Source organism: Nocardioides sp., from assembly GCF_035503875.1.
In the GTDB taxonomy this organism is placed as follows: domain Bacteria; phylum Actinomycetota; class Actinomycetes; order Propionibacteriales; family Nocardioidaceae; genus Nocardioides.
Genome location: NZ_DATJTA010000097.1, coordinates 1 through 9,442 on the forward strand (window position 1 = coordinate 1; position 9,442 = coordinate 9,442).

Sequence of the window (9,442 nt, forward strand, 5' to 3'; positions counted from 1 at the left end):
GCCGGGCTGTAACGCGGTGTCCACCGACCTGGTGCGGTGTTGCAACACCGCACCAGGTCGGTGGACACCGCGTTACAGCGGAGCCGGCCCGCCCGCCGCCCCCCGCACCGGGCGCGACAGGCGGTCCAGGAACGCCACCAGCAGGGCCTCGCGCATCGCGGGGGAGGCGAGGTCGAGCATGGCGTTGACCTCGGCCATCCGGCCCGGCAGCTCGAGCTCCCCGGAGGCGGAGGCGCCCACGAGTCCGGAGGCCGCGAGCAGGCCTTCGAAGTCGGCGTCGGTGAGCGTGGTCGGGTCCAGCGACTCGATGTACGCCGCCACGTCCGGGTCGACGGCGACCGGACCGGCGGCCACCGCGGCCGCCACCGACTCCGACAGCGCTGCCAGGAACTCGTCGACCGATGCCAGGGTCGCCGCGCTCACCGACAGGTGGACGGTGGCCGGGTGGCCGGCGTACGACATCTGGGGCTGGACGTACCACCCGCGCGCCGCCATCTCGTCGCAGATCGTGAACGGGTCGCACGAGTCGTCGGTGGCGAGCGCGACCAGCGTCGAGTCGGGAGGTACGACGACCCGCAGCGGCGCGGCGATCCCGGCGACGATCCGGTCGACCGCCGCGAACACGTCGCGCGCGAGCCGCAGGTAGCCGTCGTCGCCCAGCGTCTGCAGCACCGCCCAGGCGCCCGCGAGCGGGCCGCCGGACTTCGTGGACTGCATCGTGGAGTTCAGCATCGTGTAGCCCGGCCACGCCGCCGACGCGAAGAACTGCGGGCGTCGCAGCTCCGGCGAACGGTGCAGCAGCACCGACGTTCCCTTGGGTGCGTAGCCGTACTTGTGCAGGTCGACCGAGATCGACGTGACCCCCTCGACCGCGAACGTCCACGGCGGCACGTCGCGGTCCAGGCGGGCGGCGTACGGGAGCACCCAGCCGCCGATGCACGCGTCGACGTGGCAGCGGACCCCGCGCGACGCGGCCTGCGCCGCGATCGCGCTGACCGGGTCCACCACCCCGTGGGCGTACGACGGCGCGCTGGCCACCACCAGCACCGTGTCGTCGGAGGTCGCGGCCGCCATCGCCGCCGGGTCGGCGCGGAAGTCGGCGCCGACCGGGATCGACCGGAGCTCGACGCCGAAGTAGTGCGCGGCCTTGTGGAACGCGGCGTGCACGGTGCTGGGCACCACGATGTTCGGGTGCGCCACGGACGGTCGGCTGTCGCGCGCGGACTGCACCGCGAGCAGCACCGACTCGGTGCCGCCGGAGCTGACCGTCCCCACGGCGTCCGGAGGCGCGTCGAGGAGGTCGGCCGCGAACCCGACGACGTCGTTCTCCATCCGCAGCAGGCTCGGGAAGGCGGTCGGATCGAGGCCGTTGGAGCCGGCGTACGCCGCCACCGCCTCGCGGCCGACCCGGTCGACCTCGGCGAGCCCGGAGTCGTAGACGTAGGCCAGCGTCCGCCCGCCGTGGACGGGCAGGTCGGCGGCCTGCAGCTCCCTCAGCCGCTCGAGCGCGGAGCTCATGCGTGCGCCCCTTCCACCACGTCGGCCTCCAACCGGTAGCGGGCCAGCCACCACAGGCTGACCAGCACCAGCAGCGCCGGCAGCAGCGCGAAGCCCAGCACGATCGCGGTCACGGCAGAGTCGGGCTGGACGGCGCCCGAGCCGGAGCGGTAGCCCCCCAGCTGCAGCACCACCGCGAAGACGGCCGGCCCGAGCGCCAGGCCGAAGGTCTCCCCGGCCGTCCACACCCCGGTGTAGACGCCCACCCGGTTGGAGCCGGTACGACGCGCGTCGACCGCCGCCGCGTCCGGCATCATCGCCATCGGGAAGACCTGGCAGCCGGCGTACCCGACGCCCATCAGGACGACGGCGCCGACGAGCACCCCGAACGGCGCGACGTCGGCCAGCGCGGCGACCAGGGAGCCGACGGCCAGGAAGAGCGAGGACGCGACGAAGCCCTTCTTCTTGCCGATCCGCTGGCCGATCGACGACCAGATCGGCGTCAGCAGGAGCGCCGGCCCCACGAAGCAGGCGAAGAGCACCGTGACCGCGCCCTTGCTGTCGAGCACGTCCTCGGCGAGGTAGTCGACGCCCGCGAGCACGCACCCGACCGCCAGCGCCTGGATCACGAAGGTCGTCAGCAGCAGCCGGAAGTCGCGCGCCCCGGCGACCACCCGCAGCTGGTCGCGCAGCGTGCCCGCGCCCGGCTGCACCGTGCCGAGCGGCGCGTGCCGCGTACCGCGGTAGGCGGCGAGCACCCCGACGAGGATGACCACGGCCATCGCGACGCCCATCAGCCGGTAGCCGTCCCGGCCGCCCGCCGCGTCGCGGATCAGCGGCGCGGTCGCGCCCGCGAGCAGGATCGTGAACGCGAGGATCGCGACCCGCCAGGTCATCAGCCGGGTGCGCTCGTCGTACGACGGGGTCATCTCGGCGGGCATCGACACGTACGGCACCTGGAAGAAGGCGTACGCCGACGCGCAGGCCAGGAACATCACCAGCACCCAGGCGGCCTCCAGGCCGGTGGCCATGTCGGGTGCGGCGAAGAGCAGGGCGAAGCAGACCGCCAGGGCGACGCCCGCGCGCAGCAGCCAGGGCCGGCGCGGACCGCGGGGGTCGACGGTGCGGTCGCTGATCCGTCCGGCGACCGGGTTGAGCAGCACGTCCCAGGCCTTCGGCAGGAACACGACGACTCCGGCCGCGAGGGCCGCGATGCCGACCTCGTCGGTGAGGTACGGCAGCAGCATCAGGCCCGGGACGGTGCCGAACGCGCCGGTGGCCACGGAGCCCGACCCGTAGCCGATCCGGACGCTGCGAGGCAGGGCGGGCGCGGGCCGCGCGTGGTCGAGGGACACCCGTCGGAGGCTAGCGAGATTTCCCCGGGGATGGGGTCGTGTCCCTCAGAGCGCGCTGGAGCGCGCTCTCAGGGACACGACCCGAACCAGTCGTCGAGCACCGGCCACGTGCCGGTGCGGGCGGCGCGGCCGGTCAGCAGGCCGAGGTGCCCGCCGGGGACGATCTCGAAGCGCGGCTCGCGCGAGCCGGACAGGTGCGGCAGCACTGCGCGCACCGCGGCGACCGGCGCGAGGGTGTCCGTCGCTCCGGCCAGCACGAGCACCGGGGCGGTGATCGCGGACAGCGAGATCTCCCGCGAGCCCAGCGCCATGGCGCCGTCCACGAGCGCGTTGCCCGGCAGGAACCGGTGGTAGACCTGCCCGAAGGACCGTCCCGGGTAGGCGGTCATGGCGTCGGTGAACCGGTCGACGGCCTCCAGCTGCGCCAGCAGGTCCGCGTCGTCGAGGTGGGCCGCGAACGCGAGCGGCCGGGTGACCAGCCGCTGGACCGACGAGAGCTGGAGCACCCACGGCACCAGCGGGACCGGCACGGCACTGACCGCGCGATAGGTCCGGGGGATCAGCCCGCCGCCCTCGGTCAGTCCGAGCGGCGGCTGCGGCGGCGCCATCAGGGGCACCAAGGAGACGTCGGTGGGCGACCCGAGGGCGCTCACCGAGGCGATCGGCAGATCGGGCCGGTCGGCGGCGGTCAGCAGGCCGAGGATCCCGCCGAGGCTCCAGCCGACCACGTGCACCGGGCGGCCGCCCGCGTGCTCGGACGCGGCCTCGATCGCCCGCGGCACCACGTCGTCGACCCACGGCCCGATCCCCACGTCGGGGTCGCGGACGGCGACGGCGCCGTACTCCACGAGGTACGTCGGGCGCCCCTGCTCCACCAGGTGCTCGACCAGCGAGCAGCCGCGGCGCAGGTCGTAGCAGAGGGCCGGGGCGGCCAGCGGGGCGACGAGCAGCACCGGGTCGCCCTGCTGCGGCGCCGAGGCGGAGGGCCGGTAGTGGTGGACCTCCCGGTGCGGACCCTCCTCGAGGACGGTCCGCGGCATCGGCCGCAGGTCGGCCACGCCGCCGTGGACGAGCTGGTGGGCGAGGTTGCCCACGGCGGAGACGACCTGGCCTGGCGTGGGGATCAGGTCCATGTCACGACGCTAGTCGAGGTAGGTGCGGCCCATCCAGGTCCCGCCCCCGTCGACCGGGCCGTAGCCGTAGCGCGCGTACAGGTCCGGCGACGAGGTCGTGACCAGCAGCGCCCGCTTGATGTGCCGGCCGACCAGCTCCTTGTCGATCGCGTCCATGAGCGCGGTCCCGACGCCCTGGCCGCGGTGCGCGGCGGCGACGTACACGTCGCACAGCCAGGCGAAGGTCGAGCGGTCGGTGACCAGCCGGGCGAAGCCGACGAGCTCGCCGTCGTCGTACGCGCCGAAGCACAGGGAGTTCGCGATCGACGTCTCGACGACCTCGCGCGGTCGGCCGAGCGCCCAGTAGGCGTCGGTCGAGAGCCAGTGGTGGACGGTGTCGACGTCCAGCCGGTCCGGGTCGGTGCTGATCTCGATCGTCATGACCGCTTGGCGGGCTTGACCGCCTTGCCGTGCGACGACGGGAAGTCCGACAGCTCGCCCATGAAGCTGTCGGCCCACGCCGCCACGTCGTGCTGGGTGACCGTCTTGCGCATCGCCTTCATCCGCCTTGTCAGCTCCCGCTCGTCGGCGTGGTAGGCCTCCAGCATGGCCGACTTCATCCCGTTGATGTCGTAGGGGTTGACCAGCCACGCCTGCCGCAGCTCGTCCGCGGCGCCGGCGAACTCCGAGAGCACCAGCGCGCCGTTGTTGTCGAACTTGCAGGCGACGTACTCCTTGGCGACCAGGTTCATCCCGTCGCGGTACGGCGTGACGGCCATGATGTCGGCCGTGCGGTAGAGCGCGGCCATCTCCTCGCGGGGGTACGACGAGTGCAGGTAGCTGATCGCCGGCCGGCCGATCCGGCCGAGGTCGCCGTTGATCCGCCCGACCAGCCGGTCGATGTCGTCGCGCAGCAGGCGGTACTGCTCGACCTGCTCGCGCGAGGGCACCGCGACCTGGACGAAGACCGCGTCCTCGACGTCGAGGTGGCCGTCCGCGATCAGCTCGCTGAACGCGCGCAGGCGGGCGTAGATGCCCTTGGTGTAGTCGAGCCGGTCGATGCCGAGGAAGACCTTGCGCGGGTTGCCGAGGGCCTCGCGGATCTCGGTCGCCCGCTGCGCGACCGGCTCGGAGCGGGCCATCTCCTCGAACCCGGCGGCGTCGATCGAGATGGGGAACGCCGCGGCCCGCACGGTGCGGCCGTCGGGCAGGTAGACGAGGTCGCGGTGCGTCTTGTGGCCGACCCGCTGCCGGACCAGGCGGACGAAGTTCTGCGCCGCCCCGGGGAGCTGGAAGCCCACCAGGTCGGCGCCGAGCAGCCCCTCCAGGAGCTGGCGGCGCCACGGCAGCTGCTGGAACAGCTCGGCGGGCGGGAACGGGATGTGCAGGTAGAAGCCGATGCGCAGGTCGGGCCGCAGCTCGCGCAGCATGCGCGGCACCAGCTGCAGCTGGTAGTCGTGCACCCACACGGTCGCGCCCTCGGCGGCCAGCTCGGCGGCCTTCTCGGCGAAGCGGTGGTTGACCGCGACGTAGGCGTCCCACCACTCCCGGTGGAACTGCGGCTTGGCGACCACGTCGTGGTACAGCGGCCAGAGGGTGGCGTTGCTGAAGCCCTCGTAGAAGCCCTCGATGTCGGCCTGGGTCATCGTCATCGGGACCAGGTGCATGCCGTCGTGCTCGAAGGGCTGCAGGTCCTGGTCGGTGCCCCCGGGCCAGCCGATCCAGACGCCGTCGTTGGCGCGCATGACCGGCTCGATCGCGGTGACGAGCCCGCCGGGGGAGACCCGCCAGCCCGGCGTGCCGTCAGGCTGCTCCACCCGGTCCACCGGCAGTCGGTTGGCCACGATCACCAGGTTGTTGGACACGCGTTCACCCTAGCCATCTCCTCGTCAGTGGTGCTGGCACCACCTTCCAACGGCGGGCGCGCGCCCCTGTACCCAGGCCGCGGAGTCCCTAGCGTGGAGCCATGAGCAATCCCCTCGCCCGGCTGGCCCGGGACACGGCGTACAACCTCTCCGCGTTCGTGCTCGGCGTCGTCGGGTTCGTCCTCGCGGTCGTCGGTCTCGCCCTGGGGATCGGCCTGCTGTTCACCGTCGTCGGCGTGTTCGTCCTGGCCGCGACCCTGTACGTCGCCCGCGGGCTCGCCCAGCTGGAGCGGGTCCGGATGGCGCGGCTGCTCGACGCCGACGTGCCGCCCGCGTCGTACCTCGTGACGCGGCCGGGGGACGGGTGGCTGCGGCGTACGGCGACCCCGCTGCGCGACCCGCAGTCCTGGCTCGACGTGCTCTGGGCGGTGGTGAGCCTGGTGACCGGCACCGTGGTGTTCGCGGTGACCGTGGTGTGGTGGGCCGCGGTCGGCGGCGGGCTGACCTACTGGTTCTGGCAGCGGTGGCTGCCGGACGGCGATGACAACGGCCTCGCCGAGCTGATCGGGCTCGGCGACAGCCGGCAGGCCGAGAGCCTGCTGATGCTGACGATCGGGCTGGCGGCCGCGGTCACGCTGCCGTTCGTCCTGCGCGGCTGCGCGGCCGTGCACAGCGGGCTGGCCTCCGCACTCCTCTCGACCCGCGGCCGGGTGGCCGCCCCGGCGGTGCCTCAGGCGTCGGCGGCGTAGCGGACGCCGATCTGCTCGCGGAGCGCGTCCATCTGCCTCATCAGGGTCAGCGTCTGGGCGTGCGGGACGAACGGGCTCTCCAGCAGCCCCTCGCGCACGCAGTCGTTCACGTGGGCGATCTCGTTGCCGTAGCCCTGGCCGATCACCGGCTCCAGCCCCTCGATCCGCTGCGGGTGGCCCGGCCCCCGGTCGCTGTACTCGGTGAAGGTGGCGTAACGCGGGTGGTGGAAGCCGAACGGCACCTCGACCCGGCCGCGGTCGGTCGCGATCGCGGCGGAGCGCGACGACCACGACGACATCGACGCGGTCAGGGCGGCGACCGCCCCGCCCGGGTAGCGACCGGAGATGGCGACGTCGAGGTCGATGCCGGTCGGGCCGAGCGCCGCCTGCGCGGTGAGCTCCTCGGCCTCGCCGAGCATCAGGTGCGCGAAGGTCAGCGGGTAGACGCCCATGTCGAGCAGCGCCCCGCCGCCCAGGGCCGGGTTGAACATCCGGTCCTCCGGGGGCGCGTCGACCCGGAAGCCGAGCTCGGCCCGCAGCGTCCGGGGGGTGCCGAACTCGCCGGCGCCGATCCGCTCGCGCAGCGCCCGGATCACCGGGTGGCAGGCCGTCCACATCGCCTCCATGGCGAACACCTGGTGCCGGCCCGCGAGGGCGAAGAGCTCCTCCGCGTCCGCGGTGGTCAGGGTCAGCGGCTTCTCGCACAGCACGTGCTTCCCGGCCTCGAAGGCCATCCGGGCGTTCTCCAGGTGCAGCGCGTGCGGGGTGGCGACGTACACGACGTCGACGGCGGGGTCGGCGACCAGGTCCTCGTACGACGCGTGGGCCGTGGCCGCCCCGCGGGTGTGCTCCTCGGAGAAGGCCCGGGCCGCCTCCGGGCGCCGCGAGCCCACGGCGACGATCTCGGTGTCCGGCACCAGGGCCAGGTCCCGGGCGAACGTGTGGGCGATCTTGCCGGTGGCGAGGATGCCCCAGCGGACGGTGGCGGCCATGGCCCGGAGCGTATCGGCGGAGGGCGTCGGGCACCTGCGGCTCGCTGCGGCGAGCCGAATGACATCGTTGTGGTTCGTTGCGTACAGTGCTGCGTGGACGCCCCCCGATCCGCACCGCCCGCCACACTCCAGGGAGACAGCGCATGGACGCCGCGAACGCCCTCCACGGCCCCGACGAGGCCGGCGCCGAGGTCGACCCCACCCTGAGCGAGCGCGACCGCGACATCCTCGAGTTCGAGCGGCAGTGGTGGAAGTACGCCGGTGCCAAGGAGACCGCGGTCCGCGAGAAGTTCGACATGAGCTCGACCCGCTACTACCAGGTCCTCAACGCGCTGATCGACCGCCCGGAGGCCCTCGAGGCCGATCCGCTCCTGGTCCGTCGGCTGCGCCGGCTGCGTGCGGCCCGCCAGCGGCAGCGCTCGGCCCGCCGCCTCGGCTTCGAGGTCTGAGGTCGCCTGACATGCGCCAGCGCGGGCTGCTCTTCCCCTCTCCCGTGGTGATGCTGAGCATCATCGCCGTCGCCATGGCCGCGATCGCGTTCGTCGCCACCCGTGGCGGCGAGCCGACCGAGCGGGTGATCACCCCGGTCGCCGACCCGACGACCAGTGCTGCGCCGACGCCGTCCCCGACGGCCGAGGCGACCGCGACCCCGCCGGCCAAGCCGGCGCGCAAGCCGGTCAAGCGCGACCAGGTCTACGTCGAGGTCTACAACAACTCCGGGATCTCCGGCCTGGCCGGCCGCGTGGCCGAGCGGGCGACCGCCGTGGGCTGGTCGGTCGTGGGCTCGGACAACTGGTACGGCACCATCCCGACCTCGACCGTCTACCACCCCAAGCGGCTCACGCGGGAGGCCAAGCTGCTGGCCCGCGACCTGGGCGTCAAGCGCACCGCCCCCGCGGTCGGTGCGATGCGGATGGACCGGCTCACGCTGGTGCTGACCGGCGAGGTCGGCTGAACCTCCCGTCGGCCGTCTGGGGCCGCGTGATTGGGTGAACCCATGGAGTTCACCTCGTCGGCCGGTGAGCAGCGCTGGACCACCCTCGTGCGCGCCGCCGCGCGGACGGTGGTCGGACTGGACTTCGACGGCACCCTGTCGCCGATCGTCGACGACCCGGCCCAGGCGCACATCCACCCCGAGGCCAGCGACGTCCTGGTCGACCTGGCCGCCGAGGTCGCGGCCGTCGCGGTCGTCACCGGCCGCCCGGCCCGGCAGGCGCTCGACCTCGGCGGGCTCGAGGAGGTCGGCCACGCCATCGAGGCGGCCGGCAAGGAGCTCTACCTCTTCGGGCAGTACGGCAACGAGCGCTGGAGCTCGACCCGGCGCCGGATCGTCTCGCCGCGCCCGCCCGCCGGCCTCGCGACGTTCCTGCGCGACCTCCCGCGCGCCCTGCGTACGGCGGACGCGGCCGACGCCTTCGTCGAGGACAAGGGCCTCGCACACGCCGTGCACACCCGCCGGCTCCCCGACCGGGACGCGGCGTACGCCCGGCTGCTGCCGCAGCTGCGCGAGCTCGCCGGGCGCAACGGCCTGGTCCTGGAGCCCGGCCGCAACGTGATCGAGGTGCGCGCGCCCGGCATGGACAAGGGCAAGGCGGTCCGCACCCTCGTCGACGAGGTCGGCGCGGGCGGCTTCCTGTTCGCGGGCGACGACCTCGGCGACCTCGAGGCCTTCGACGCGGTCGCCAAGCTCGCCAAGGACGGCATGCCCACGCTGCTGGTCTGCTCGGCCTCCGACGAGGAGTCCGCCCTGGTCGAGCGCTCCGACGTGGTCGTGCACGGCCCGGAGGGCGTGCTGGAGCTGCTGCGTCGGCTGACGGCGGAGGCGCGGGCGGCGGGGTAGTCCGTCACAGGACGCGGCCTAAGACTTGTCTT

10 protein-coding genes are annotated in these 9,442 nt (G+C 73.6%); 4 read left to right on the forward strand and 6 right to left on the reverse strand.

Annotated features, from left to right (window positions below):
• Positions 1–72 precede the first annotated feature (72 nt).
• The 5 genes from VMF51_RS23870 to VMF51_RS23890 form a co-directional block, all read right to left on the reverse strand.
• Positions 73–1,518 carry a pyridoxal phosphate-dependent decarboxylase family protein gene (locus VMF51_RS23870; RefSeq protein ID WP_325476985.1) on the reverse strand — a complete coding sequence of 482 codons (1,446 nt, stop codon included), beginning with the start codon at positions 1,516–1,518 and terminating at the stop codon, positions 73–75.
• Positions 1,515–2,852 (reverse strand): MFS transporter, encoded by a 1,338-nt coding sequence (locus VMF51_RS23875; protein WP_325476986.1) that lies wholly within the window; start codon positions 2,850–2,852, stop codon positions 1,515–1,517. Before VMF51_RS23875 ends, VMF51_RS23870 begins: the two co-directional genes overlap by 4 nt.
• Before the next feature lie 68 nt (positions 2,853–2,920).
• Entirely contained in the window at positions 2,921–3,985 is a 1,065-nt protein-coding gene (locus tag VMF51_RS23880) for an alpha/beta hydrolase (RefSeq protein ID WP_325476987.1), read from the reverse strand.
• Positions 3,986–3,994: 9 nt separating this feature from the next.
• Positions 3,995–4,405, reverse strand: coding sequence for a GNAT family N-acetyltransferase (locus VMF51_RS23885; protein ID WP_325476988.1), 411 nt, complete (start codon positions 4,403–4,405; stop codon positions 3,995–3,997).
• Entirely contained in the window at positions 4,402–5,829 is a 1,428-nt protein-coding gene (locus VMF51_RS23890; protein ID WP_325476989.1) for an alpha,alpha-trehalose-phosphate synthase (UDP-forming), read from the reverse strand. The genes VMF51_RS23885 and VMF51_RS23890 overlap by 4 nt, the downstream gene beginning before the upstream one ends.
• A 101-nt stretch (positions 5,830–5,930) precedes the next feature.
• Between VMF51_RS23890 and VMF51_RS23895 the strand changes: the two genes are divergently transcribed.
• Positions 5,931–6,578 (forward strand): sensor domain-containing protein, encoded by a 648-nt coding sequence (locus VMF51_RS23895; RefSeq protein ID WP_325476990.1) that lies wholly within the window; start codon positions 5,931–5,933, stop codon positions 6,576–6,578.
• On the opposite strand, the gene VMF51_RS23900 is transcribed toward VMF51_RS23895, so the two are convergent.
• Complete coding sequence (locus VMF51_RS23900) at positions 6,560–7,570, reverse strand: Gfo/Idh/MocA family oxidoreductase (RefSeq protein ID WP_325476991.1); 1,011 nt, start codon at positions 7,568–7,570, stop codon at positions 6,560–6,562. The genes VMF51_RS23895 and VMF51_RS23900 overlap by 19 nt on opposite strands.
• A gap of 143 nt (positions 7,571–7,713) precedes the next feature.
• On the opposite strand from VMF51_RS23900, the gene VMF51_RS23905 reads away from it, so the two are divergent.
• The 3 genes from VMF51_RS23905 to otsB are packed head-to-tail and all read left to right on the forward strand — an operon-like array spanning position 7,714 to position 9,410.
• Positions 7,714–8,019, forward strand: a complete 306-nt coding sequence (locus tag VMF51_RS23905) for a DUF3263 domain-containing protein (protein WP_325476992.1) — start codon at positions 7,714–7,716, stop codon at positions 8,017–8,019.
• An 11-nt stretch (positions 8,020–8,030) separates the two neighbouring features.
• Complete coding sequence (locus tag VMF51_RS23910) at positions 8,031–8,525, forward strand: LytR C-terminal domain-containing protein (protein WP_325476993.1); 495 nt, start codon at positions 8,031–8,033, stop codon at positions 8,523–8,525.
• 42 nt (positions 8,526–8,567) lie between these two features.
• Positions 8,568–9,410: a trehalose-phosphatase gene (gene otsB, locus VMF51_RS23915; RefSeq protein WP_325476994.1), complete on the forward strand. Its 843-nt coding sequence runs from the start codon at positions 8,568–8,570 to the stop codon at positions 9,408–9,410.
• Positions 9,411–9,442 lie beyond the last annotated feature (32 nt).

Excerpts from the sequence above, each read along its gene's own strand:
- VMF51_RS23870 (WP_325476985.1), bottom strand. The coding sequence starts at position 1,518 with ATGAGCTCCGCGCTCGAGCGGCTGAGGGAGCTGCAGGCCGCCGACCTG.
- VMF51_RS23880 (WP_325476987.1), bottom strand. The coding sequence starts at position 3,985 with ATGGACCTGATCCCCACGCCAGGCCAGGTCGTCTCCGCCGTGGGCAAC.
- VMF51_RS23885 (WP_325476988.1), bottom strand. The coding sequence starts at position 4,405 with ATGACGATCGAGATCAGCACCGACCCGGACCGGCTGGACGTCGACACC.
- VMF51_RS23895 (WP_325476990.1), top strand. The coding sequence starts at position 5,931 with ATGAGCAATCCCCTCGCCCGGCTGGCCCGGGACACGGCGTACAACCTC.
- VMF51_RS23900 (WP_325476991.1), bottom strand. The coding sequence starts at position 7,570 with ATGGCCGCCACCGTCCGCTGGGGCATCCTCGCCACCGGCAAGATCGCC.
- VMF51_RS23905 (WP_325476992.1), top strand. The coding sequence starts at position 7,714 with ATGGACGCCGCGAACGCCCTCCACGGCCCCGACGAGGCCGGCGCCGAG.
- VMF51_RS23910 (WP_325476993.1), top strand. The coding sequence starts at position 8,031 with ATGCGCCAGCGCGGGCTGCTCTTCCCCTCTCCCGTGGTGATGCTGAGC.
- otsB (WP_325476994.1), top strand. The coding sequence starts at position 8,568 with ATGGAGTTCACCTCGTCGGCCGGTGAGCAGCGCTGGACCACCCTCGTG.